This is a genomic window from Xanthomonas sacchari (assembly GCF_024266585.1).
GTDB classification, from domain to species: domain Bacteria; phylum Pseudomonadota; class Gammaproteobacteria; order Xanthomonadales; family Xanthomonadaceae; genus Xanthomonas_A; species Xanthomonas_A sacchari_C.
In genome coordinates this window covers 2,932,866-2,956,109 of record NZ_CP100647.1, presented here as the reverse complement: position 1 = coordinate 2,956,109, position 23,244 = coordinate 2,932,866, and the positions used below count along the sequence as shown (strand labels likewise).

General features: G+C 71.2%; 20 protein-coding genes. 8 read left to right on the top strand and 12 right to left on the bottom strand.

The genetic code is table 11. The annotated features are described in order from the left end of the window. Positions 1–23 precede the first annotated feature (23 nt). The 4 genes from panB to pgi all read left to right on the top strand — a co-directional run bounded on the left by panB (position 24) and on the right by pgi (position 3,746). Positions 24–842 carry a 3-methyl-2-oxobutanoate hydroxymethyltransferase gene (gene panB / locus NKJ47_RS12235; RefSeq protein ID WP_254458165.1) on the top strand — a complete coding sequence of 273 codons (819 nt, stop codon included), beginning with the start codon at positions 24–26 and terminating at the stop codon, positions 840–842. Next, complete coding sequence (gene panC / locus NKJ47_RS12230; RefSeq protein WP_254458164.1) at positions 839–1,678, top strand: pantoate--beta-alanine ligase; 840 nt, start codon at positions 839–841, stop codon at positions 1,676–1,678. The genes panB and panC overlap by 4 nt, the downstream gene beginning before the upstream one ends. Before the next feature lie 176 nt (positions 1,679–1,854). Further along, a complete protein-coding gene (gene panD, locus NKJ47_RS12225) occupies positions 1,855–2,235 on the top strand; it encodes an aspartate 1-decarboxylase (protein ID WP_160946600.1) in 381 nt (126 codons plus the stop codon). Continuing rightward, positions 2,232–3,746, top strand: a complete 1,515-nt coding sequence (gene pgi, locus NKJ47_RS12220) for a glucose-6-phosphate isomerase (protein WP_254458163.1) — start codon at positions 2,232–2,234, stop codon at positions 3,744–3,746. Before panD ends, pgi begins: the two co-directional genes overlap by 4 nt. Positions 3,747–3,809: 63 nt before the next feature. On the opposite strand, the gene NKJ47_RS12215 is transcribed toward pgi, so the two are convergent. Then, positions 3,810–5,774 (bottom strand): PhoX family protein, encoded by a 1,965-nt coding sequence (locus NKJ47_RS12215; protein WP_254458162.1) that lies wholly within the window; start codon positions 5,772–5,774, stop codon positions 3,810–3,812. A gap of 421 nt (positions 5,775–6,195) precedes the next feature. Between NKJ47_RS12215 and NKJ47_RS12210 the strand changes: the two genes are divergently transcribed. Together NKJ47_RS12210 and NKJ47_RS12205 are read left to right on the top strand one after the other, a co-directional pair. Further along, the gene (locus NKJ47_RS12210; protein WP_302329792.1) at positions 6,196–8,784 is read left to right on the top strand and encodes a glycoside hydrolase family 3 protein; all 2,589 of its coding nucleotides are present in this window, start codon (positions 6,196–6,198) and stop codon (positions 8,782–8,784) included. Positions 8,785–8,891: 107 nt separating this feature from the next. Next, on the top strand, positions 8,892–10,454 hold the full coding sequence (locus NKJ47_RS12205; RefSeq protein WP_254458161.1) for a sodium/sugar symporter: 1,563 nt from the start codon (positions 8,892–8,894) through the stop codon (positions 10,452–10,454). 28 nt (positions 10,455–10,482) lie between these two features. Here NKJ47_RS12205 and NKJ47_RS12200 read toward each other — a convergent pair whose 3' ends face one another. The 3 genes from NKJ47_RS12200 to NKJ47_RS12190 form a co-directional block, all read right to left on the bottom strand. Then, entirely contained in the window at positions 10,483–12,276 is a 1,794-nt protein-coding gene (locus tag NKJ47_RS12200; protein ID WP_254458160.1) for a putative bifunctional diguanylate cyclase/phosphodiesterase, read from the bottom strand. Between the two features lie 73 nt (positions 12,277–12,349). Continuing rightward, the gene (locus NKJ47_RS12195; RefSeq protein ID WP_254458159.1) at positions 12,350–12,916 is read right to left on the bottom strand and encodes a response regulator transcription factor; all 567 of its coding nucleotides are present in this window, start codon (positions 12,914–12,916) and stop codon (positions 12,350–12,352) included. Continuing rightward, positions 12,913–14,136 carry an ATP-binding protein gene (locus NKJ47_RS12190; protein WP_254458158.1) on the bottom strand — a complete coding sequence of 408 codons (1,224 nt, stop codon included), beginning with the start codon at positions 14,134–14,136 and terminating at the stop codon, positions 12,913–12,915. The genes NKJ47_RS12195 and NKJ47_RS12190 overlap by 4 nt, the downstream gene beginning before the upstream one ends. A gap of 125 nt (positions 14,137–14,261) precedes the next feature. On the opposite strand from NKJ47_RS12190, the gene ispG reads away from it, so the two are divergent. Beyond that, positions 14,262–15,527 (top strand): flavodoxin-dependent (E)-4-hydroxy-3-methylbut-2-enyl-diphosphate synthase, encoded by a 1,266-nt coding sequence (ispG, locus tag NKJ47_RS12185; protein WP_254458157.1) that lies wholly within the window; start codon positions 14,262–14,264, stop codon positions 15,525–15,527. Beyond that, on the top strand, positions 15,508–16,233 hold the full coding sequence (locus NKJ47_RS12180; RefSeq protein WP_254458156.1) for a phosphatase PAP2 family protein: 726 nt from the start codon (positions 15,508–15,510) through the stop codon (positions 16,231–16,233). Before ispG ends, NKJ47_RS12180 begins: the two co-directional genes overlap by 20 nt. Before the next feature lie 13 nt (positions 16,234–16,246). On the opposite strand, the gene NKJ47_RS12175 is transcribed toward NKJ47_RS12180, so the two are convergent. The 8 genes from NKJ47_RS12175 to NKJ47_RS12140 all read right to left on the bottom strand — a co-directional run bounded on the left by NKJ47_RS12175 (position 16,247) and on the right by NKJ47_RS12140 (position 23,244). Beyond that, complete coding sequence (locus NKJ47_RS12175) at positions 16,247–17,524, bottom strand: TPM domain-containing protein (protein WP_254458155.1); 1,278 nt, start codon at positions 17,522–17,524, stop codon at positions 16,247–16,249. A gap of 2 nt (positions 17,525–17,526) precedes the next feature. Next, positions 17,527–18,216 (bottom strand): aspartate/glutamate racemase family protein, encoded by a 690-nt coding sequence (locus tag NKJ47_RS12170; protein ID WP_254458154.1) that lies wholly within the window; start codon positions 18,214–18,216, stop codon positions 17,527–17,529. A 130-nt stretch (positions 18,217–18,346) separates the two neighbouring features. After that, positions 18,347–19,255, bottom strand: coding sequence for a DMT family transporter (locus NKJ47_RS12165; RefSeq protein WP_429002415.1), 909 nt, complete (start codon positions 19,253–19,255; stop codon positions 18,347–18,349). Continuing rightward, positions 19,249–20,292, bottom strand: coding sequence for a UDP-N-acetylmuramate dehydrogenase (gene murB / locus NKJ47_RS12160; RefSeq protein WP_254458153.1), 1,044 nt, complete (start codon positions 20,290–20,292; stop codon positions 19,249–19,251). Before murB ends, NKJ47_RS12165 begins: the two co-directional genes overlap by 7 nt. Further along, positions 20,289–21,344 carry a quinone-dependent dihydroorotate dehydrogenase gene (locus NKJ47_RS12155; RefSeq protein ID WP_254458152.1) on the bottom strand — a complete coding sequence of 352 codons (1,056 nt, stop codon included), beginning with the start codon at positions 21,342–21,344 and terminating at the stop codon, positions 20,289–20,291. The genes murB and NKJ47_RS12155 overlap by 4 nt, the downstream gene beginning before the upstream one ends. 10 nt (positions 21,345–21,354) lie before the next feature. Beyond that, a complete protein-coding gene (locus tag NKJ47_RS12150; RefSeq protein WP_254458151.1) occupies positions 21,355–22,128 on the bottom strand; it encodes a class I SAM-dependent methyltransferase in 774 nt (257 codons plus the stop codon). Next, on the bottom strand, positions 22,125–22,406 hold the full coding sequence (locus NKJ47_RS12145; protein ID WP_254458150.1) for a DUF4190 domain-containing protein: 282 nt from the start codon (positions 22,404–22,406) through the stop codon (positions 22,125–22,127). Before NKJ47_RS12145 ends, NKJ47_RS12150 begins: the two co-directional genes overlap by 4 nt. Before the next feature lie 97 nt (positions 22,407–22,503). Further along, entirely contained in the window at positions 22,504–23,244 is a 741-nt protein-coding gene (locus tag NKJ47_RS12140; protein WP_254458149.1) for a metallophosphoesterase family protein, read from the bottom strand.

Here is a 23,244-nt window from a genome sequence, read left to right as displayed (position 1 = left end):
TCATTACCGCAGCACATGAGCTTATGAGCAGCCACGCCGACAGCAAGCCCTGGACCGTTCCCGCCCTGGCCGAGGCCAAGCGCCGCCAGCAGAAGCTGGTGATGCTGACCGCCTACGACGCCGGCTTCGCGCGGACCTTCGACGCCAACGGCGTGGACCTGATCCTGATCGGCGATTCGCTGGGCATGGTGGTGCAGGGCCACGACTCGACCCTGCCGGTGAGCGTGGACGACATCGTCTACCACACCGCCGCGGTGGCGAGGGTGCTGCAGCGGGCGCTGCTGGTGGCCGACCTGCCGTTCCAGTCCGACGCCACCCCGGAGCGGGCCCTGGACGCGTCGACCCGGCTGCTGCAGGCCGGGGCGGAGATGGTCAAGCTGGAGGGCGCCGGGCACAAGCTGGAGGTGATCCGCTTCCTCAGCGAGCGCGACATCCCGGTGTGCTCGCACCTGGGCCTGACCCCGCAGTCGGTGCTGACCTTCGGCGGCTACAAGATCCAGGGCCGCGAAGACGCCGCCGCGGCCAAGTTGCTCGCCGACGCCAAGGCGGTCGCCGCCGCCGGCGCCGCGCTGCTGGTGCTGGAATGCGTGCCGTCGCCGCTGGCCGCGCGGATCACCGCCGAGATCGCCATCCCCACCATCGGCATCGGCGCCGGCCCCGGCTGCGACGGGCAGGTGCTGGTGATGCACGACTTCCTCGGCCTGGACAGCGGCCACCGCCGCCCGCGCTTCGTCAAGGACTTCCTGGCCGAGGGCGGCTCCATCGCCGGCGCCACCCGCGCCTATGCCGACGCGGTGCGCGCCGGCACCTTCCCCGACGCCGAACACGCCTACGCCAAATGATCGAGACCATCACCGACCTGGCGCGGCTGCGCGCCGTCGTCACCGGCTGGAAGCGCCAGGGCCTGCGCGTGGCCTTCGTGCCGACCATGGGCAACCTGCATGCCGGGCATTTCTCGCTGGTGATGCTGGCCCGGCAATACGCCGACCGGGTGGTCTCCAGCGTCTTCGTCAATCCGACCCAGTTCGGCCCGAACGAGGACTTCACCCGTTATCCGCGCACGCCCGAGGCCGACACCAGCGGCCTGGAAGGCGCCGGCTGCGACGTGCTGTGGCTGCCGACGGTGGAAAGCATGTATCCGCTGGGCGTGGAGCTGGCGCTGCGCATGCACACGCCCGGCGTCAGCGAAGTGCTGGAAGGCGCCTGCCGGCCCGGCCATTTCGACGGCGTGTGCACCGTGGTCGCGCGCCTGTTCAACCAGGTGCAGCCGGACCTGGCCGCGTTCGGCAAGAAGGATTACCAGCAGCTGGCGGTGATCCGGCAGATGGTCGCCGACCTGGCGTTCCCGATCGAGATCCTGGGCGGCAGCATCGTGCGCGAGGCCGACGGCCTGGCGATGAGTTCGCGCAACCAGTACCTGTCGGCCGAGGAGCGGCCGCGCGCGGCGCAGATCCACCGCACCCTGCGGGCGATGCGCGAGGCCCACCTGGCCGGGCGCCCGCGCGCGGAGGTGGAGGCGGCGGCGACCGCGCAATTGCAGGCGGCCGGCTTCGAGGTCGACTACAGCGTGCTGCGTCGGCCCGACCTGAGCGAGCCGCAGGACGACACCGGCCCGCGCGTGGCGCTGATCGCCGCGCGCCTGGGCCGTACCCGGCTGATCGACAACCTGGAATTCTGAGCGGGGCAGGCCACGGTTGCCGTCGTGGGAGCCGCTTCGGCCGCGACCTGGGCTTGCCGTAGGCCCGTCGCGGCCGAAGCGCTCCGACGGTGCGGGGGGCGAGGCGGCCCGGCCACCACCGCCACCTAACCCTCGGCTGCTAAACTGCGCGTCTTTCCTGACCGCAGTCCCGTCCCATGCAACTGAGCCTGTTGAAGACCAAGATCCACCGCGCCACCGTCACCCATTCCGAGCTGAACTACGAAGGCTCGATCGCCATCGACGGGCTGCTGCTGGAGGCGACCGGCATCCGCGAGTTCGAGCAGGTGCATATCTGGGACGTGACCAACGGCGCGCGTTTCAGCACCTACGCGATCCGCGCCGACGAGGGCAGCGGCATCATCTCGCTCAACGGCGGCGCCGCGCGCCACGTGCAGGTCGGCGACCTGATCATCATCGCCGCCTTCGCCGGCATGAGCGAAGAGGAAGCCGCGCGCTTCCAGCCGACCCTGGTCTACGTGGACGGCAACAACAAGATCACCCACACCAACCACAGCATCCCAAAGCAGGCCGCATGACACAGTCCACCGGTTTCGACGCACTGCATTCCCACGCCCAGCGCTTGCGCGGGGCGCGCCTTCCCGACCTGCTGGCGGCCGAACCCGGCCGTGCCGAGACGTTGGCGCTGCAGGTCGGACCGCTGTACTTCAATTTCGCGCGGCAGAAGTACGACCGCGCCGCGCTCGACGCGCTGCTCGCGCTGGCCGCCGACCACGACCTGGCCGGCGCCTTCCAGCGCCTGTTCCGCGGCGAGAAGGTCAATGTCACCGAGGACCGCGCCGCGCTGCACACCGCGCTGCGTGGCGACCTTACCGGCGCGCCGGTGGCCAGCCAGGCCCACGCCAGCGCGCGCGAGGTGCAGCAGCGCATGCGTGCGCTGATCGACGCGCTGGCGCAGACCGAGGTCACCGACATCGTCAGCGTCGGCATCGGCGGTTCCGATCTCGGCCCGCGCCTGGTCGCCGATGCCCTGCGGCCGGTCGACGGCGCCCGCTTCCGCGTGCATTTCGTCTCCAACGTGGACGGCGCGGCGATGCAGCGCACCCTGGCCACGCTGGACCCGGCGCGCACCGCCGGCGTGCTGATCTCCAAGACCTTCGGCACCCAGGAGACCCTGCTCAACGGCCAGATCCTGCGCGACTGGCTGGGCGGCAGCGAGCGCCTGTACGCGGTCAGCGCCAACCCCGAACGCGCCGCCAAGGCTTTCGACATCGCCGCCGGCCGCGTGCTGCCGATGTGGGACTGGGTCGGCGGCCGCTACTCGCTGTGGTCGGCGGTGGGCTTCCCGATCGCCCTGGCGATCGGCGCCGACGCCTTCGAACAGCTGCTCGAGGGCGCCGCGCAGTTCGACGCGCACGTCCTGAGCGCGCCGCTGGAGCGCAACGTGGCCGTCCTGCACGGGCTGACCACGCTGTGGAACCGCAACCTGCTCGGCTACGCGACGCAGGCGGTGATGACCTACGACCAGCGCCTGGCGCTGCTGCCGGCCTACCTGCAGCAGCTGGTGATGGAGAGCCTGGGCAAGCGCGTGCGCCTGGACGGCAGCCCGGTCGAGGCCGACACCGTGCCGGTGTGGTGGGGCGGCGCCGGCACCGACGTGCAGCACAGCTTCTTCCAGGCGCTGCACCAGGGCACCAGCATCGTGCCGGCCGACTTCATCGGCTGCATCCGCAACGACGACCCGTACACCGTCAACCACCAGGCGCTGCTGGCCAACCTGCTGGCGCAGACCGAGGCGCTGGCGAACGGGCAGGGCAGCGACGATCCGGCCCGCGACTACCCGGGCGGCCGCCCGAGCACGCTGATCCTGCTCGACGCGCTGACCCCGCAGGCGCTGGGCGCGCTGATCGCGATGTACGAGCACAGCGTGTACGTGCAGTCGGTGGTCTGGGGCATCAATGCCTTCGACCAGTTCGGCGTGGAGCTGGGCAAGCACCTGGCCAGCCAGCTGTTGCCGGCGCTGCAGGGCCAGTCCACCGAGATCGCCGACCCGGTGACGCGGGCGGTGCTGGCGCGGTTGCAGGGCTGAGTGTGCCTCCGGTCGCGCGAGCCCAAGCGGCTCGCGCGATCCGTCGGGGTGCCGCGCGCTGCCCTATGCGTCGTGCAGGCGCAGCCCCACCGGGTCGCCGGTGAGATAGCCCACCGCCGCGCCGTAGCGGTCCTTGTAGTTGGCGCGGATCAGCGGATCCAGCTGCGCCTTGACCTTGTCGTGCAGCGGGCTTTCCCAGTCGCCCGGGTGCTGGAAGTTGCTCATCACGTAGGTCCAGCCATGGATCTCGTCGACCGCATGCAGGCCGGTGGATTCGGCGCCGGCCGGCACCGACAGCAGCCGCGACAGCGTGCCGGTGTCGACGTTGTAGGCCCACAGGAAATTGTTCACGTGCATGGCGCTGTCCTCGCCGATGAACAGCGTGCGCAGGCGTTCGGAGAACTTGATGTTGTCCGGATTGGCGATGCGCTCCGGGTCGGCCAGATTGCCCAGCGGATCGGCGGCCGGCAGGTCGCGGCCGGTCAGTGCGGGCGGCGCGCTCATGGACACCGGCACCCAGTCGCTGCGGATCGGCTGGCCCAGATGGTCGCGCTGGCCGCCGCGCAACGGCAGCGCATAGATCGCGCCGGCGGTCGGGCCTTCCACGCGGATGTCGCCGGAGCCGTCGAGCATGCTGCCCTGGATGTAGGACATCGCCGAGTAGGCGATGCGGTCGCGGGTGTCGACCGTGGTGCCTTCCATCTTGGTGAAGCCCAGGCTGCCGCCGACCAGCGCGGCGTAGCGGTGGGTTTCGAGGAAGGCGGCGGCCCGTTCCATGCCTGGGCGCAGCCGCACCCAGTTGAAGCCGCCGCTGTAGGGAATGCGGGTATAGCCGGGGTCGCCCGGATCGCGCGTGGCCACGTCCATGATGTCGTCGATGCGCAACACGTCGGCCATCGCCTCGATCTCGTCGCTGCTGGCGCTGCCCAGGCGGATCCAGTCCAGCGTGGCCGCGCCGGGGCCGCTGGCCGAGCGCTGCCGCCACTTCGCCACGTACAGGGTGCCGCTGGACAGGTCGCAGTCGCGGTCGGCGACGAACAGGAACAGGCCGCCGTTGCTGGCGTCGTCGCCCATCAGCACGGTGCGCCGGTCCGGCATCACCTGCACCAGTTCGTGCGAGATGCGGCCCAGGCAGTAGTGCTTGCGGATGCTGCCGCTGCCGTCGGGGTGCACGGTCACTTCCGGCAGATGCCCGTAGTGATACGGATTGGCGCGCTTGGGATCGCCGTAGAGGTGTTCGCTGAAGCGCTGGAACTGGGTGTTGCCGGCGATGCTGGCGGCGTCCGGTTCGTATTCCTCGCTGGACAGGTGCGTGTTCCAGGGCGAGAGGCTGGCGCCGCAGGTGGTCCACAGGCCATGGACCGCCGAGGTGTCGACGTTGTGGTACTTGACCAGGCGCAGGTGGCCGGTGCGCGGATCCTGGTCCAGGGTCAGCACCGCGATCGGCGCCGGCAGCTGGCGGTAGGTGCCGTTGCCGGCAAGATCGCGCGTGGTGTACTCGAACTGCACCACCGCGAACACCGTGTTGCCGCGCACGCCGGGCACGTGCGCATGCGGCAGGGTCAGCAGCGAGGAGCCGTCGGGACAGTCCGAGAAGAACGCGCGTTCGCTGCCGGGGACCGAGCGGTCCAGGATCGGCCGGTTGTGGATGTCGTAGTAGCCGCCGGCCAGTACGGTGCCGCCGGCGCCGTCGGGAACCTGGTCGCCGGTCATGAAGAACGGGCGATAGGCCAGGGCGTAGCGCTGGCGGCTGCCGTCGTGCAGGACCACCTCGACATGCGAGCGCACGCTGGTGCTGGCCATCGCCGCCGGGTCGGCCAGCGACGGCGCCGGCATGCCGTCGAAGCTGACCGCGCGCACGCGCCGTCGCGGCGGGCGGCCAGGTCGCGGCGCAGCGTTGGCCGGCAGACTGGTGGGCGTGCTGCCGCTCGCGAGCGCGGCGGCGGACAGGCTGCCCAGCGGTAGCAGGGAGGTACTGGCCAGCAGGCGCAGGGCACGGCGGCGACCGGAATCGGGAAGATGCGACATCGGGGGGCTCTCCATTACGGGCGGGATACCGGCCACTCCCCCTCTGTGCCGGCCCGGCCCAACCTAGGCGCGCTTGGTGACACGCGTTTGAAATTCGCCACCGGGCGCGGCCGACGCGTCACACGGCCGCCGCGCCGCGGCCTTGCGCAGTGCGCGGTCCGGTTGATATTGCGCCGCAGCAAACACGGCGGCAGCGGATGGTGCGGCGGCGCGCGGTCGACGACCTGGAGGCGGCCCGCCACAAGCGAAGCCAGTATTCCATCGCTATAGCGTCAGCCGATATCCCGGTGGCATCGCGGCATACCTGTCGGTGCGGTTGACAGGGGCGGGGCGATTCGGGAAGCGTAGGCGCCGGCCGCACACCCGTGTTGCGGTCCGGCCGCGACATGGCATGCGGTCGCCGTTCCTGGGAGGGAGTCTCTTGCCTACACAGCCCGCTGGCGCACGCGCGCCGCTTCGCACTGCCCTGGCCGCGGCCGCCGCGCTGGGTCTGCTGGCCCTGGCCGCGGCCGCTCCCGGCCGCTCGGCCGCGGTCGCTCCGCCGCCGCCCGCACCGGCGCCGGTCCATCCCGAGCTGTGGCCCTCGCCGGTCTGGCCGCTGAAGGAGGATCCGGCGCTGGAGGCGCGCATCACCACGTTGATGGCGCAGATGTCGGTGGAGCAGAAGGTCGGGCAGATCGTGCAGGGCGACATCGGCAGCATGACTCCGGAAGACGTGCGCACGTACCACATCGGCTCGGTGCTGGCCGGCGGCAATTCCGATCCCGGCGGCAAGTACGACGCCAGTCCGGCGCAATGGCTGGCGCTGGCAGACGCCTACTACGCGGCGTCGATGCAGAAGGACGGCGCCGGCCCGGCGATTCCGATCCTCTTCGGCATCGACGCGGTGCACGGGCAGAGCAACATCGTCGGTGCCACGCTGTTCCCGCACAACATCGGCCTGGGCGCGACCCGCGATCCGGAACTGATGCGCAAGATCGGCGAGATCACCGCCGTCGAGACCCGCACCACCGGCATGGAGTGGACCTTCGCCCCGACCGTGGCGGTGCCGCAGGACGACCGCTGGGGCCGCACCTACGAGGGCTACTCCGAGTCGCCCGAAGTGGTGGCCAGCTTCGCCGGCCAGATGGTCGAGGGCCTGCAGGGCGTGCCCGGCACGCCCGGCTTCCTCGACGGCACGCACGTGATCGCCTCGGTCAAGCATTTCCTCGGCGACGGCGGCACCACCGACGGCAAGGACCAGGGCGATACCCGGATCAGCGAGCAGCAGTTGCGCGACATCCACGGCGCCGGCTATCCGCCGGCGATCGCCGCCGGCGCGCAGACGGTGATGGCCTCGTTCAACAGCTTCAACGGGGTCAAGATGCACGGCAACAAGGTCATGCTGACCGACGTGCTGAAGGGACAGATGCATTTCGGCGGCTTCGTGGTCGGCGACTGGAACGGCCACGCCCAGGTCCCCGGCTGCCGCAAGGACGATTGCCCGGCCGCGTTCAACGCCGGCGTCGACATGCTGATGGCGCCGGACAGCTGGAAGGGCTATTACGAAAGCGCGCTGAAGGCGGTCAAGTCGGGCGAGATCCCGATGGCGCGGCTGGACGATGCGGTGCGGCGGATCCTGCGGGTGAAGCTGCGCCTGGGCCTGTTCGAGGCCGGCAAGCCGTCGCAGCGTCCGCTCGGCGGCAAGTTCGCGCTGCTCGGCGCGCCCGAGCATCGCGCGGTGGCGCGGCAGGCGGTGCGCGAATCGCTGGTGCTGCTGAAGAACCAGCGGCAGGTGTTGCCGCTGAAGCCGCAGATCAAACTGCTGGTGGCCGGCGAAGGCGCCAACGACATGGGCAAGCAGGCCGGCGGCTGGACCCTGAACTGGCAGGGCACCGGCACCAAGCGCGCCGACTATCCCAACGGCACTACCATCTGGGAAGGCCTGCAGCAGCAGGTCGGCGCCGCCGGCGGCAGCGCCGAACTGGCGGTGGACGGCAAGTTCACGAGCAAGCCGGACGTGGCGGTGGTGGTGTTCGGCGAGCATCCCTACGCCGAGTTCCAGGGCGACATCCCGACGCTGCTGTACAAGCCCGGCGACGACAGCGACCTGGAGTTGATCAAGTCGCTCAAGGCGCAGGGCATCCCGGTGGTGGCGGTGTTCCTGAGCGGACGGCCGCTGTGGGTGAACCGCGAGATCAACGCCGCCGACGCCTTCGTCGCCGCCTGGCTGCCGGGCTCGGAAGGCGCCGGCATCGCCGACGTGCTGCTGCGCAAGCCCGACGGCAGCGTGCAGTACGACTTCCACGGCAAGCTGAGCTTCTCCTGGCCGCGCACCGCGGTGCAGTTCGCCAACAACGTCGGGCAGAAAAACTACAACCCGCAGTTCGCCTTCGGCTACGGCCTGCGCTACGACGACAAGGGCGATCTGGGGCGGCTGTCGGAGGTGTCCGGCGTGTCCGGCGCGCAGGCGCTGGGCGGGGTGTACTTCGACCGCGGCAAGCTGGCCCCGGGCATCAACCTGATCCTGTTCGGCGGCGGCCAGGCCAACCAGCCGGTGGCGAGCCTGCCGGCGACGCTGGCCGACGGCGCGCTGAAGGTCAGCGCCGTCGACCACAAGGCGCAGGAAGACGCGCGCCGCTTCGTCTGGTCCGGCAGCGGCAAGGCCGGGCTGGCGCTGGTGCTGCCCAAGCCGCTGGACGTCTCCCGCGAGAGCAACGGCGACGTGCAACTGCTGCTCACCGCGAAGGTGGAGGCGGCGCCGGCCGGCGCGGTGCGCATCGGCGTGGCCTGCGGCACCGGCTGCGCCGCGCAACTGGACCTGGGCAAGACCCTGGCCGCGCTGCCCAAGGGCGAATGGCGCACCCTCGGCGTGCCGCTGAAGTGCTTCGCCGCGGCCGGTGCCGACCTGACCCGGCTCGAGCGGCTGCCGGTGATCGAGAGCGACGGCGCGCTGGACCTGGCGCTGTCGCGGATCGCGCTGGGCAGCAGCAACGACGCGCAGCACGTGGTCGATTGCCCGCGGCACTGAGCGGCGGCGCGACGGCCGCGAACGGGTTTCTTGAACGAGCGGCGCCGCCCGTGCGGGCGGCGTCTTGGACAGCGGTGCGACAGGGCTGCGGCCCGTAGGAGAAGGCAGTGGGGTTGGCGACGTTGGATGTGGCGATCGTGGTGGTGTACCTGGCGGGCATCTTCATGCTCGCGCAATGGGTATCGCGGGAGAAAGCCGGGCACCGCAAGAGCGCCGAGGACTACTTCCTGGCCAGCAAGACGCTGCCGTGGTGGGCGATCGGCGCCTCGCTGATCGCGGCGAACATTTCCGCCGAGCAGATCATCGGCATGGCCGGCTCCGGCTACGCGATCGGCCTGGCGATCGCCTCCTACGAATGGATGGCGGCGCTGACCCTGCTGATCGTCGGCAAGTTCTTCCTGCCGATCTTCCTGCGCAACGGCATCTACACCATGCCGCAGTTCCTGGAGCAGCGCTACGGCAAGTGGATCCGCACGCTGATGGCGGTGTTCTGGCTGCTGCTGTACGTGTTCGTCAACCTGACCTCGATCCTGTGGCTGGGCTCGATCGCGGTGAGCCAGGTCACCGGCATGGACCAGACCCTGGCGCTGGCGCTGATCGGCGTGTTCGCGCTGGTCTACCAGCTGTACGGCGGGCTGAAGGCGGTGGCGTTGACCGACATCGTGCAGGTCACCCTGCTGGTGCTGGGCGGCCTGCTGGTCGCCGGCCTGACCCTGTCGCGGATCGGCGACGGCGCCGGCGTGCTCGCCGGCTTCCGCCACCTGTGGAACACGCACCCCGAGCACTTCCACATGATCCTGTCCAAAGACAATCCGTTCTACAAGGATCTGCCGGGCCTGAGCGTGCTGCTCGGCGGCCTGTGGGTGATGAACATCAGCTACTGGGGCTTCAACCAGTACATCATCCAGCGCGCGCTGGCGGCCAAGAACATCGGCGAGGCGCAGAAGGGCATGGTGTTCGCCGCGTTCCTGAAGCTGCTGATGCCGGTGGTGGTGGTGGTGCCGGGCATCGCCGCGGTGGTGCTGGCGCCGGACCTGGCCAAGCCCGACCAGGCCTATCCGACCATGATGCAGCTGCTGCCCAGCGGCATCCTCGGCCTGGTGTTCGCCGCGCTGGTGGCGGCGATCGTGGCCTCGCTGGCGTCCAAGATCAATTCGGTGGCGACCATCTTCACCCTGGACTTCTACGCCAAGTTCCGCCCGCAGGCCGATCAGCCGCAGCTGGTGCGGGTCGGCCGCGTGGCCGCGGTGACGGCGGTGCTGATCGGCATCCTCACCGCGCGGCCGCTGCTGGGCAACTTCGACCAGGGCTTCCAGTTCATCCAGGAATTCACCGGCTTCTTCACCCCGGGCGTGGTGGTGATCTTCATGCTCGGCCTGTTCTGGAAGCGCGCCAACGAGGCCGGTGCGCTGACCGCGGCGATCGGCTCGGTGCTGCTGTCGTTCGCGCTGAAGAAGCTGTGGCCGGAACTGCCGTTCATGGACCGCATCGGCCTGGTGTTCGTGCTGTCGCTGGTGGCGGCGGTGCTGGTGTCGCTGCTGACCCCGCAGGCGCCGGCGCGCGACCTGATCCGCACCGACGACGTGGGCTACGGCACCACGCTGGGCTTCAAGCTCGGCGCCGCCGCGGTGATCGCGATCCTGGTGGCGCTGTACGCGGTGTTCTGGTGAGCCGCGGGCAGGCCGTGGCGCGGCACGCTCAGGCGTCGCCGCCCTGCCACGGCTCGGCCAGCCAAGCGTCGAGCGCGTCGGCCGGCATCGGCCGCGCGATCCAGTAGCCCTGGCCTTCGTCGCAGCCCCAGTCGCGCAGCATCCGGTACACGGTTTCGCTCTCGATGCCCTCGGCCACCACCTGCTGGCCGAAGTCGTGGCCGAGATGGATCATCGACGGCACCAGCATGCTGTCGCTGCGGCTGCCGGGCAGGGCGCGGATGAACGACTGGTCGATCTTCAGCGCGCTGGCCGGGATGTTCTTCAGGTAGCCGAGGTTGCTGTAGCCGGTGCCGAAGTCGTCGATGGCGATCTTCACCCCGAGCGCGCTGATCTGCCGCAGCTGCTCGGCCACCCGCTGCGGATCGCGGATCATCGCGCTCTCGGTGAATTCGATCTCCAGCGCACCGGGCGCCAGCGCGTGGCGCTGCAGCAGCGCCTGCAGCCGGGCGATGAAGTCGGCCTGTTCCAGGTCCACCGCCGACACGTTCAGCGACACGCTGAAGCCATAGCCGCGCTGCTGCCACAGCGCCGCCTGGGCGATGCCGGTGCGCAGCACCCAGGCGGTGATGCGGCTCATCAGCGCGGTCTTTTCCGCCAGCGGGATGAAGTCGTTCGGCGCCACCGTGCCCAGCAACGGATGCTGCCAGCGCAACAGCGCCTCCACGCCGACGCAGGCGCCGCTGCGCAGGCTCACCCGCGGCTGGTAGTGCAGGCTCAGCTGGCCCTGCGCCTCCAGCGCCTCGGGCAAGGCGGCCAGGATCCGGAAGGCATTGCGCTGGTTGGCGTCGTGGCCGGGTTCGTACAGGCTCCAGCCCAGGCCGCGCTGGCGCGCCATGTCCACCGCGGTGGTCAGCGAGCGCACCGTATGGTTGGCGCTGAGCGCCCCGTCCAGCCGCACCGCGCCCAGCGACGGGCTGGCCGCGTGCGGAATGCCCTGGTGATCGATCGCGGTGGCGAAGGCGGCGCAGACATGCTCGCACCAGTGGCGCAGCCGCGCCTCCTCGCTGCCTTCCATGATGAACACGAAGGTGGTGGTGTCGATGCGGTACAGCGGCAGGCCGCCCAGGGCCTGGCGCAGGCGGTCGCGCGTGGCCAGCAGGTAGCCTTCGGCGTACTCCCAGCCCAGTGCCTTGACCATGTCGCGGAAGTACGCGACACCGCAGACGTCGATCGCCACCGCGGTGTCGTGCTGGTCCGGGCCCTGCAGCGACAGCCACATGGTCAGGTCGTCGTTGAAGCGGCTGCGGTTGGGCAGGCCGGTCAGCGGATCGACGAAGCCGGTGTTGCGCAGGGTGTCGATGCGCGCCATCAGCAGGTCGCGCAGGTCCTGCAGGGTGCGGCGCGCGACGTCGTCGAACTCGCGGTGCGGCTCGGTATCGATCACGCACAGGGTGCCGAGGCTGGCGCCTTCGGCGGTCAGCAGCGGCGCGCCGGCGTAGAAGCGGATGAACGGCGGTCCGGTGACCAGCGGGTTGTCGCAGAAGCGCGGATCCTCGCGCGCATCGTGGACCACCATCAGCTCCGGGCTGTGGATCGCGTAGGCGCAGAAGGCTTGGCTGCGCGGCGTCTGCGCCACGTCCAACCCGACCCGCGACTTGAACCACTGGCGTTGTTCGTCGATCAGCGACACCAGCGCGATCGGCACCCGCAGGTAGCGCGAGGCCAACTGCGTGATCAGGTCGAACATCTGGTCCGCCGGCGTGTCCAGCAGACACAGTCGGCGCAGCGCGTCGAGCCGCTGCGGTTCGTCCAGCAAGGCGGGCGGGGGAGATTTCAACATGCCGAGATAGCGGCCCCGCGAGCGGGGACTTGAGCGCCGGCCAGGCGCGCGGTTCAGGCCGGCGCCGCGCCGCTCAGCGCGGTGGGTCGCGCTGCGGGCTGGGCCGCTTGGCCAGCTTGCGCTGCAGCGACCGGCGGTGCATGCCGAGCAGGCGCGCGGCGGCGGAGACGTTGCCGCCGGTCTCGTGCATGGCCTGCTGGATGTGCTCCCACTGCAGGCGGCTGAGCGGGGTCATCGCGTCCGGCACCTCGCTGCCGTCCTCCTCCTCGTCCTCCTCGGCCTCCAGGCCGATCGCACGCAGGATCATCGGCACGGTGGCCGGCTTGGGCAGGTAGTCGTCGGCGCCGAGCTTGATCGCCTCCACCGCGGTGGCGATGCTGGCGTAGCCGGTGACCAGCAGGATGCGCATGTCGGCGCGGATCGCGCGCAGCGGCTGGATCAGCGCCAGGCCGGATTCGTCGCCGAGCTTGAGATCGATCAGCGCGTAGTCCGGCGGGGCCTCGGCGGCCAGCGCCAGCGCGGCGGCGGCGCTGTCGGCGGTGCGCGTGTCCAGGCCGCGGCGGGCGAGGGTGCGCTGCAGGGTGCGCAGGTACAGCGGATCGTCGTCGACCAGCAGGCCCAGCGGGGCTTCGGTGTTCATGCGGAGGTCTCCAGGGCGAGCAGCGGCAGGCGGAAGCCGACCCGGGCGCCGTGGTCCGGCGCCGGCTCGGTCCACAGCTCGCCGCCCAGGCGTTCGATGGTCGCATGCGACAGCGCCAGGCCCACGCCCATGCTCTCGGGCTTGCCGCTGCGGAACAGGGTGGCCGGCAGGCCGACCTGGTTGGCGTCGAAGCCGCCGCCGTAATCGCGCACCTCGCCGACCAGTTCGCTGCCGGTGACGCGCACGTTGAGGTCCACCTGCGGATGGCCGGCGCGTTCGCCGGCGTCGGCGGCGTTGTTCAGCAGCACCTGCAGCAGGTGGCCGATGGCGCTTTCCATGCGCAGCTGCAGCGGCGCGTCGTCGTTGCGGCGCAGGCGCACGGTGGGCCGCACCAGCTGCCACTGGTGCAGCACCTGCGCCAGCGACACGGTCTGCCCGCCGGCGCGCTGCGCCGGGGCCGCCAGCGCCAGCACCCGTTCGCGGCACTGCACCAGCAGTGCGCGCAGGGTGTCCAGATCCTCGCGCAGCTCCGGCTGGGTACTCTGTTCGGCGATGTCGTCGGTGAGCAGGGTCATCGTCGCCAGCGGCGTGTTCAGTTCGTGCGCCACCGAGGCGGCGTGGGTGGCCAGGGCGACGATGCCCTCGTTGCGGGTGAAGCGCTCGCGCAGCAGCGCCAGCTCGCGCTCGCGTTCGCGCATGGCCATCGCCAGGCGCGTGGAGAACACCAGCACCACCACCGTGGACAGCAGGAAGTTGGCGGCCATGCCCCAGCGCTGCAGATCCAGCGCCTGGTAGGGGCCATGCGGCAGCGGCAGGCCGAACAGGGCGCTGACCGCATAGCCGGCCACGCAGGCCACCGCCACCGCCAGCGCCCAGCGCAGCGGCAGCGCCAGTACCGCCAGCGCGATCAGCACCAGGAACAGCGAGCCGAAGGCGTTGCCGATGCCGCCGCTCCAGCCGACCATCCAGGTCAGCACGGTCACGTCGACCAGGATGTGGCCGAAGGCGGTGGCCGGCGCGGCCGAGTCGGCATGGCGCAGGCGCAGTTGCGCGTACAGGTTGAACAGCGCCAGCACCGCCACGCCGGCCCACAGCGGCGCCTGCGGCAGCGGCAGCTGCAGCGGCCAGGTCGCCACCAGGATCGTCGCGGCCTGGCCGGCGGTGGCCAGCCAGCGCAGGCTGCACAGGGTGCGCAGGAAGGAGGCGTCGGTGGAGTCCATGCTGCGCATCGTATGCGCTGGGCCGGGGGCCTGCCTGCGACAAACCGTCGCAGCGGCGCCGGCCTCGCTGAATCGCCGGCGCCGGCGCATGCGGCAGGATGCGCGGCGCAGGCTAAAATGGGCGCATGTACGACGCCGTCAGCCGCCCCACGCCTCCCGCCGACGCCGCGCCCTGGGCGCGCCGTCTCACCCAGCCGGTCCGCATCGGCGGCGTCACCATGGGCGGCGGCAAGCCGGTGGTGGTGCAGTCGATGACCAACACAGACACCGCCGACGTCGCCTCCTCGGTCAAGCAGGTGGCCGAACTGTGGCGCGCCGGCTCGGAACTGGTGCGCCTGACCGTCAACAATGCCGAGTCGGCCGCGGCGATCCCGCGCATCGTCGACAAGCTGCGGATGATGGGCATCGAGGTGCCGCTGATCGGCGACTTCCACTACAACGGCCACCAGCTGCTGGCCGCCGAGCCGGCCTGCGCGCAGGCGCTGGCCAAGTACCGGATCAACCCCGGCAACGTCGGCTTCGGCAAGAAGAAGGACACCCAGTTCGCGCAGCTGATCGAGTTCGCGCTGAAGTACGACAAGCCGGTGCGCATCGGCGCCAACTGGGGTTCGCTGGACCAGGCGCTGGCCGCGCAGCTGATGGACGAGAACTCGCGGCGGGACGTGCCGTGGGATGCGGGCCGGGTGCTGCGCGAGGCGCTGATCCGCTCGGCGCTGGACTCGGCCGAGCGCGCGGTGGAACTGGGCCTGGGCCGCGACCGCATCGTGCTCAGCTGCAAGGTCAGCGGCGTGCAGGAGCTGATCGCGGTGTACCGCGACCTGGCGCAGCGCTCGGACTTCGCCCTGCACCTGGGCCTGACCGAGGCCGGCATCGGCAGCAAGGGCATCGTCGCCTCCAGCGCGGCGCTGGCGGTGCTGTTGCAGGAAGGCATCGGCGACACCATCCGCATCTCGCTGACCCCGGAGCCGGGGCAGCCGCGCACCCAGGAAGTGATCGTCGCCCAGGAGTTGCTGCAGACCACCGGCCAGCGCGCCTTCACCCCGCTGGTCACCGCCTGCCCAGGCTGCGGCCGCACCACCTCCGAGTTCTTCCAGGAGCTGGCCAAGGTGGTGCAGAACCACGTCCGCGCGAAGATGCCGGAGTGGAAGGTGACCCACCCCGGCGCCGAGAGCATGACCCTGGCGGTGATGGGCTGCGTGGTCAACGGGCCGGGCGAGTCGCGCCATGCCAACATCGGCATCTCGCTGCCCGGCACCGGCGAGGCGCCGGCCGCGCCGGTGTTCATCGACGGCGAGAAGAAGGTGACCCTGCGCGGCGAGAACATCGCCCACGAGTTCGTCGCGCTGATCGACGACTACGTCGAACGCACCTATGTCCGCCGCACCGGGTGAGTCCGCCGCCGAGGCGGCCGGACTGCGCCGCTGGCTGCGGCTAAATGCCTGGCGCGTGGTCCTGCTGTTCGCCGGGGTGCTGCTGCCATTGGGCGTGTTCGTGGCCCTGGCCGAGGACGTGCACGCACTCGAAGATCTGTATTTCGACGAGCCGCTGCTGTGGAGCATGCGCGGCCTGACCAGCCCCGGCTGGGACCGCTTCTTCACCGTGGTGACCGAGGCCGGCTACCAGTACGGGGTGATCCCGCTGGACACGCTGATCGTGCTGGCGCTGCTGGGCCTGCGCCGATGGCGCGAGGCGTTGTTCGCGGCGCTGTCCTTCGTCGGCTCGGCACTGCTGAACATGGGCGCCAAGCAGTTCTTCCAGCGCGACCGGCCCAGCCTGTGGGAATCGATCGCGCCCGAGCACCACACCTTCAGCTTCCCCAGCGGCCACGCGATGGGCTCGATGACCCTGGCCGCGGTGCTGATCGCGCTGAGCTGGCGAACCCGCTGGCGCTGGCCGGTGCTGTGGCTGGCCGGCAGCTTCACCCTGCTGGTCGGGGTGTCGCGGGTGTACCTGGGCGTGCATTACCCCTCCGACATCCTCGGCGGCTGGAGCGCGGCGCTGGTGTGGGTGGTGGGGTTGTACCTGCTGCTGTTCCGCGGTGAGCGCCGGCCGCGCTGGCGGGCGCGGCGCGCGCTCGCCGCCGCCGACTCCCGCTGACGCCGGCCGCCACCTACCAGCTCGAACTGGCCCCGCCGCCTCCGGAACTGCCGCCGCCGGAGGAGGAGTCGCTGCTGGCGCTGGAAGACGACGCGGAGGATGAGGACGAGGCCGTCGACTCGGCCGCAGCGCGTTCCTTGGCGGCCTGGGCGGCGTGGTAGCTGGCGGTATAGGCGAACACGCCGGGGGCGGTTTCGGCGATGTGGCCCTTGCGGATCAGCGCAGTGCGCCGCCGCGCCTGCGCTCTCAGGAAGCGGCTGTAGCGCGGCGGCGAGCGGTAGCGCTGCGCGGCGATCGTCAGGGTCAGCACCAGGATCAGCAGTTCCATCGCCAGGAAGATCGCTGACATCGTCATCGACCTGGCCGACAGCAAGAACACGAAGATGCCGGGGTTGGCGCTCAGGAACAGGCGGATGAACCACTCCCAGAAACCGGCGCGTGCATTGTCCTGGACCAGTTCCTCGGGCTTGGCCGCCAGGCGCGGATGCCGCCGCAGCAGGCGCCTGCGCAGATGGCCGGTCCAGGCCCGACGCAGCGGCAGCAGCAGCCACACCAGCACCAGCAGGCCGGTCCAGGCGATGGCCCCGCGTCGCCAGTCCGTGCCGTCGTCGGCCGGTTGCGCCAGTTCGGCGAGGGTTGCGGGATCCTGCGCGGCGGCGCGACCCATGAAGGCGAACGCGGCCACGATGGCGTCGGCGGTGTCGCCCTGGCGCAGGCGCGGTGCCAGATCGTCGTCCAGCGCGTGCCGCGCGACCACGTCGGGCAGCACGCCTTCCAGGCCGTAGCCGACTTCGAAGCGCGAACGCCGCTCCTGCATCGCCAGCACCAGCAACAGGCCGTTGTCGCGGCCTTGCCGGCCCAGCCGCCAGGTGCGAAAGGCGCGTTCGGCCAGGCGTTCGATCGGTTCGCCCTGCAGCGACGGCACGAGGTAGACCGCGCCCCAGATATGCTGGCGGTCGCGCAGGCGCTGCAGCGCCGCGTTGATCCGTTGCGTGTCTTCCGCGCTGAGCGTGCCGGCGGGGTCGACCACGTTCGGCGTGTAGGACGGAATGGCGACGGCGCAACTGCCCAGCGCCGGCCACAGCAGCAGGGCCAGGAGCAGCAGGGCCAGGAGCAGCAGGGCCAGGAGCAGCAGGGCCAGGAGCAGCAGGGCCAGGAGCAGCAGGGCCAGGAGCAGCAGGGCCAGGAGCAGCAGGGGAGCGCGCCGGATCGGGATCCGGGCGCGCTGGGCGCCGGCGTTGTGGTAATGGACGGTGGCGGTGGCGGCGGCGTGCCGGGCCTGCCTGCGCATCGCTAGGCCAGGCTGTGCAGGGCGGCGGCGCGCGCATGCAGCGCGGTCGTGTCGAACAGCGGCATCGCCGCGTCGGCGGGGCCGATCAGCAGCGAAATCTCGGTGCAGCCCAGGATCACCGCCTCCGCGCCCTGCGCCTGCAGCCCCGCGATCACCTCGCGATAGCGCTGCCGCGACGGCGCCAGGACCAGACCCTGGCACAGCTCTTCGTAGATGATGCGATGCACGTCCTCGCGTGCCGGCGCATCCGGGATCAGCACGTCGAAGCCGCGCCGCTGCAGCCGTTCGCGGTAGAACGCCTGCTCCATGGTGAAGCGCGTGCCGAGCAGGCCGACGCGGACGATGCCGGCGGCCTGCAGCGCATCGGCGGTGGCATCGGCGATATGCAGCAGCGGCAGCGGGACCGCCGCGGCGATCGCGTCGGCGACGCAGTGCATGGTGTTGGTGCACAGCACCAGGAAATCGGCGCCGCCGGCTTGAAGCGCGCGCGCCGAAGCCGCCAGTGCGGCACCGGCCGCCTCCCAGTCGCCGTCGCGCTGGTACTGCGCGATCTCGTGGAAGTCCACGCTGTGCAGCAGGATCCTGGCCGAGTGCAGTCCGCCCAGCTGCGCGCGCACCGTCTCGTTGATGTGCCGGTAGTAGGGCAGGGTGGATTCCCAGCTCATGCCGCCGATCATGCCGATGGTCTTCATCGTGCGTGGCTTGCCATGGGTGTGAGTACGCAAGGATGGTAGCGGCATCGGCCGCGCGCAGCGACTGCGCACGGCGCCCGCGCCGGCGATCGCCGGCACGTCGGAGCGCGCTGGCGCGGCAGGTCTGCCACTAGGCGTCCAGCGTCGGCGGCGTGCCGGCGCCGGCGCGCGCTGCACGCCGTGCCAGCACGGTCTCGCGGTGGGCGATGTAGGCGTTGGCGCCAAGGATCACCAGCGCGCCCAGCACGGTGCCGCCGTCCGGGGTCTCGTCGAACAGCCACCAGCCGAACAGTGCCACCAGCGGCAGTTGGGTGAAGCTGATCGGGGTCAGCGCGGAGACCTCGCCGAGGCGCAGCGCGTGCGTCCACAGCACCTGCCCGAGGGTGCCGAACAGGCCGGTGGCCAGCAGCCACAGCCACTCGCTGCCCTGCGGCCAGCGCCACACGCACAGCGCCGGCAGCAGCGACATCGGCACCCAGAACGCGTAGGTGTAGAACACCACGGTGTTGGCGTCGTCCACCCGCGCCAGTTGCTTGATCTGGATCGCCACCAGGGCGCTCATCACCGCCGCCAGCACCGCCACCAGGGTGGCGGGACTGAACGCGGCGGCGCCGGGGCGCACGATCAGCAGCACCCCGGCGAAGCCGCACAGCACCGCCAGCCAGCGCCGCAGGCGCACCGTCTCGCCCAGCCACAGGGCGGTGGCCAGGGTCGCGAACAGCGGCGTGGAGTAGGACAGGGCGATCGCCTGCGACAGCGGCAGGTGGCCGATCGCCCAGAACCCGGCCAGCATCGACACCAGGCCGATCGCGGTGCGCAGCAGGTAACGCGGCAGCTGCGCGGTGCGCGGCAACGGCCGGCCCGGCCGCAGCAGCATCGGCAGCAGGAACAACAGGCCGAACAGGTTGCGGAAGAAGGCGATCTGCAGCGTGGACAGCTGCGCCGAGGCCAGCCGGATCGCCACCACCATCAACCCGAAGGCCATGGTGCTGGCCAGCATCAGCAGCGCCGCGCGCAGCGGCGTGGGTGCGGCTACCACTGCGCGCCGACGATGCGCGGTTCCGGTTCCAGGACCACATCGAAGCGCTCGCGCACCGAGGCGGTGATGCGCCGCGCCAGCGCCAGCAGCTCGGCGCCGCTGGCCTGGCCGTGGTTGACCAGCACCAGCGCGTGCGCGGCGGACACGCCGGCGTCGCCGTCGCGGTGGCCCTTCCAGCCGCAGGCCTCGATCAGCCACGCCGCCGACAGCTTGCGCTGGCCGTCGTCGTCGCCGGGGAACACCGGCAGGGCCGGATGGGCGTGCTGCAGCGCCAGCGCCTGTTCCAGCGGCAGCAGCGGGTTCTTGAAGAAGCTGCCGGCGTTGCCGAGCAGGTCCGGGTCGGGCAGCTTGCGCCGGCGGATGTTGATCACCGCCTGGGCCACGTCGGGCGCGCCGGGCGTGGCGATGCCCATCGCCTGCAGCTCCTCGCCGATGCCGGCGTAGTCCAGACGCAGCGCGTGCAGCCGCGGCAGGTTGAATTCCACCGCCGCGATCAGGTAGCGGTCGGGCTGGCGCTTGAACAGGCTGTCCCGGTAGCCGAACTCGCAGGCCGCCGCGTCCAGCCGCACGAAGCGCGCATCGGCGCGGTCGTAGGCCTCGACCACATGCACGAACTCGCCCATCTGCGCGCCGTAGGCGCCGATGTTCTGGATCGGCGCGGCGCCCACCGTGCCCGGGATCAGCGCCAGGTTCTCCAGGCCGGACAGGCCCTGCGCCAGCGACCACATCACCAGGTCGTGCCAGCCCACGCCGGCGCCGGCGCGGACGATGGCGTAGTCGGCGCGGTGCTCCAGGGTGTCGATGCGGCCGTTGGCGAAGCGCAGCACCACGCCGGGCGCATCGCCGGCGAACAGCATGTTGCTGCCGCTGCCCAGCGGCAGCAGCGCGGCGCCGGCCAGCTCCGGCGCCAGCAACGCCTCGGTCAGCGCCTCGGGGGCGAAGATCTGCAGCAGCCACGGCGCCTGCGCGGCAACGTGGAAGGTGTTGAGCGCCTGCAGCGGCGCCTGCGCGGTCAGCGACCAGGCCGACGCACTCATGGGGCGGCCACGGCGCCGCGGCTGGGCGCTTCGCGGCGCCGGCGCATCGCCTCCACGCACTCGCCGATCAGGTCCGGCCCGCGGAACACCAGTCCGCTGTAGCACTGCACCAGCGCCGCGCCGGCGGCCATCTTCGCCACCGCGTCGGCGCCGGAGAGGATGCCGCCGACGCCGATCAGCGGGATGCTCTCGGGCAGGCGCGCGCGCAGCCGGCGCAGCACCAGGGTCGACTGGCCCAGCAGCGGCGCGCCGGACAGGCCGCCGCTTTCCGCGCCCAGCGGCTCATGCTCCAGGCCGGGGCGGGCGACGGTGGTGTTGGTGGCGATCACCCCGTCCACCTGCAGGTCCGACAGCACCCGTGCCGCCGCGTCGATGTCGCTGTCGCTCAGGTCCGGCGCCACCTTCACCAGCATCGGCACGCGCTTGCCGTGGCGCGCGGCCAGCGCTTCCTGCGCCTCGCGCAGGCGCGCGATCAGCTGCCGCAGCGCCTGTTCTTCCTGCAGCTCGCGCAGGCCGGCGGTGTTGGGCGAGGAGATGTTGACGGTGACGTAGTCGGCCAGCGCGTAGACCTTTTCCAGGCAGTGCAGGTAGTCGGACGCGGCGTCCTCGTTCGGGGTGTCCTTGTTCTTGCCGATGTTGATGCCGAGCAGGCCGCGCCGGCGCCGCGCACGCTCGACGTTGCGCACCAGCGCATCCACGCCCAGGTTGTTGAAGCCCATGCGGTTGATCACCGCCTGCTGCCGCGGCAGGCGGAACATGCGCGGCTGCGGATTGCCGGCCTGCGGACGCGGGGTGACGGTGCCGATCTCGACGAAGCCGAAGCCCAGCGCCAACAGCGCGTCGATGTGCTCGCCGTTCTTGTCCAGGCCGGCGGCCAAGCCGACCGGGTTGGGGAAGTCCAGGCCGAAGGCGCGCGTGGGCATCGGCGCGATCGTGCGCGCCAGCAGCGGATTGGTGCCGGTGCGGTAGGCCAGTTCGATCGCGCGCAGGCCCAGGGCGTGCGCGCGCTCGGCGTCGAAGGCGAACAGGAACGGTCGGGCGAGGGAATACATGGCGGGTGGCTCAGTTCAGCGTCCCGGCGAAGGCGCGGGTGCGGTAATGGAACGCGACGACGCCGTCGCGCTGGTGCCGGTCGAACAACGCGCGCAGCGCCTCCAGCATCGGCGCATGGCGCGGGTGGCCGGGCAGCGGCGCGTAGGAGGACGACAGCAGGCGGCCGCGCAGCGCCTCGAAATCCATGCGCTGCTCGTTGGGGAACTGCGCGGTGCCGCGCAGGCCGGCGCCGAACCAGCGCTGCATGGTCGCATCGTCGTGGTAGCGCTCGGCCACCGCGCTGTAGTCGGTGCCGTACTCCAGCAGCAGTTGCTCGTAGCCCTGCAGGAACGGCGTGGCGTCGAGCAGGCGCGAGTTCCAGTACACCAGCGCCAGGCCGCCGGGGCGCAGTATCCGTGCCCATTCGCGGCGCACCGCCTCCAGGTCGAACCAGTGGAAGGCCTGCGCGGCGCTGATCAGGTCAACGCTGGCGTCGGCCAGGGTGGTGGCCTCGGCGCTGCCGTCGATGGCGCGGAAACCGGGCAGGTCCTGCAGCAGCGCCACCGCGGCTTCGCGCATCGCCGCGTTCGGTTCCACCGCCAGGGTCGGGTGCCCGGCCTGCAGGAACATGCGCGTGGAGATGCCGGTGCCGGCGCCGATGTCGGCGACCAGCGCCTCGCGCGCCACGCCCAGTTCGCCGTGTACCCAATCAAGCAGCGCCGGCGGATAGCTGGGGCGGTAGCGCACGTAGTCGGCGACCCGGTCGCTGAAGCGCTCGCGCGGCGCGGCGGCGTCCCGGCTCACGACTGGGTGCTCGCGAACCAGGCCAGCCCGCCGAAGAACAGCACGAACGCCAGCACCGCCAACACCGCCAGTACCACGGCAGCCCAGCCCAGGATCAGCCCGGCCACGGCCAGGCCATCGCCCTGGAAGCGCTGCGGCTGGCGGCGGATCTCCGCGCGGGCCAGGTGCCCGGTGATGATCGCGCCGAGGCTGCCCAGCACCGGCATCAGGGTCCAGCCGAGAATGCCGGCGACCAGGCTGACCACGGCGAGGGAATTGGTTTCGCGAACGGTGCTCATGTGGATTCCTCGTGCGAGCAAGGCGGCATGCGCCAGGCAGACGCGCGCGTGCGCGGGATTAGCGAATTATCCCAGAAGCGCGCCTGGCGTGCGCCGCTCATGCGGGGATGCGCCCATGTCGCAACGCATGCGCCCAGTGCGGCCGGCCGTTGCGCTCGGCCTGCGCGGCGGCGCTGGCGTGGTCGTAGTCGATCGCGTGCAGCTGCGCGTGCCACTGGCCGTCGCGGTAGTCGAGCACGGCGTAGCGCGCCTGCGGCGTACCGGTTTCGACCCGGTGCGGTTGCGGATGGGTCTCGGCATAGGCGGGCAGACCGACGCTGCCGGGATTGCACAGCAGGCGTCCGTCGTCCAGGCGCAGCGTGCGCGGCAGGTGGCTGTGTCCGCACAGTACCAGTGCCGCCGGCGGCGCGTCGCCCAGTCGCTCGCGCACGCGTTGCGCATCGGCGGCGCGCAGCCGCGGCGGTTCCAGCTCGTCGAGCAGCCAGCACAGGTCGTCGTGCGGCGTGCCATGGCACAGCAGCGCATGTGGCAACGACAGGGTCGGCGGCAGTGCGGCCAGCCAGTGCCGCTGTGCCGGCGTCAGCTGCGCATGGGCATAGGCGTCGCTGGCCCCCATGGCCGCCGGTTCCAGTTCGCTCAACTGGCGCTCGTGGTTGCCGCGCACCGTGGGCAGCGCCAGCGGCATCAGCCGCGCGGCGGTTTCCCGCGGCCACAGTGGGCCGGAGAGGATGTCGCCCAGGTTGACGATCCGGTCCACGCCGCGCCGTCCGATATCCGCAAGCACCGCCTCCAGCGCGGGCAGGTTGCCGTGGATATCGGAGAGCGCGGCCAGGCGCAT

Excerpts from the sequence above, each read along its gene's own strand:
- panB (WP_254458165.1), top strand. The coding sequence starts at position 24 with ATGAGCAGCCACGCCGACAGCAAGCCCTGGACCGTTCCCGCCCTGGCC.
- panC (WP_254458164.1), top strand. The coding sequence starts at position 839 with ATGATCGAGACCATCACCGACCTGGCGCGGCTGCGCGCCGTCGTCACC.
- panD (WP_160946600.1), top strand. The coding sequence starts at position 1,855 with ATGCAACTGAGCCTGTTGAAGACCAAGATCCACCGCGCCACCGTCACC.
- pgi (WP_254458163.1), top strand. The coding sequence starts at position 2,232 with ATGACACAGTCCACCGGTTTCGACGCACTGCATTCCCACGCCCAGCGC.
- NKJ47_RS12215 (WP_254458162.1), bottom strand. The coding sequence starts at position 5,774 with ATGTCGCATCTTCCCGATTCCGGTCGCCGCCGTGCCCTGCGCCTGCTG.
- NKJ47_RS12200 (WP_254458160.1), bottom strand. The coding sequence starts at position 12,276 with ATGTTGAAATCTCCCCCGCCCGCCTTGCTGGACGAACCGCAGCGGCTC.
- NKJ47_RS12195 (WP_254458159.1), bottom strand. The coding sequence starts at position 12,916 with ATGAACACCGAAGCCCCGCTGGGCCTGCTGGTCGACGACGATCCGCTG.
- NKJ47_RS12190 (WP_254458158.1), bottom strand. The coding sequence starts at position 14,136 with ATGGACTCCACCGACGCCTCCTTCCTGCGCACCCTGTGCAGCCTGCGC.
- ispG (WP_254458157.1), top strand. The coding sequence starts at position 14,262 with ATGTACGACGCCGTCAGCCGCCCCACGCCTCCCGCCGACGCCGCGCCC.
- NKJ47_RS12180 (WP_254458156.1), top strand. The coding sequence starts at position 15,508 with ATGTCCGCCGCACCGGGTGAGTCCGCCGCCGAGGCGGCCGGACTGCGC.
- NKJ47_RS12175 (WP_254458155.1), bottom strand. The coding sequence starts at position 17,524 with ATGCGCAGGCAGGCCCGGCACGCCGCCGCCACCGCCACCGTCCATTAC.
- NKJ47_RS12170 (WP_254458154.1), bottom strand. The coding sequence starts at position 18,216 with ATGAAGACCATCGGCATGATCGGCGGCATGAGCTGGGAATCCACCCTG.
- murB (WP_254458153.1), bottom strand. The coding sequence starts at position 20,292 with ATGAGTGCGTCGGCCTGGTCGCTGACCGCGCAGGCGCCGCTGCAGGCG.
- NKJ47_RS12155 (WP_254458152.1), bottom strand. The coding sequence starts at position 21,344 with ATGTATTCCCTCGCCCGACCGTTCCTGTTCGCCTTCGACGCCGAGCGC.
- NKJ47_RS12145 (WP_254458150.1), bottom strand. The coding sequence starts at position 22,406 with ATGAGCACCGTTCGCGAAACCAATTCCCTCGCCGTGGTCAGCCTGGTC.
- NKJ47_RS12140 (WP_254458149.1), bottom strand. The coding sequence starts at position 23,244 with ATGCGCCTGGCCGCGCTCTCCGATATCCACGGCAACCTGCCCGCGCTG.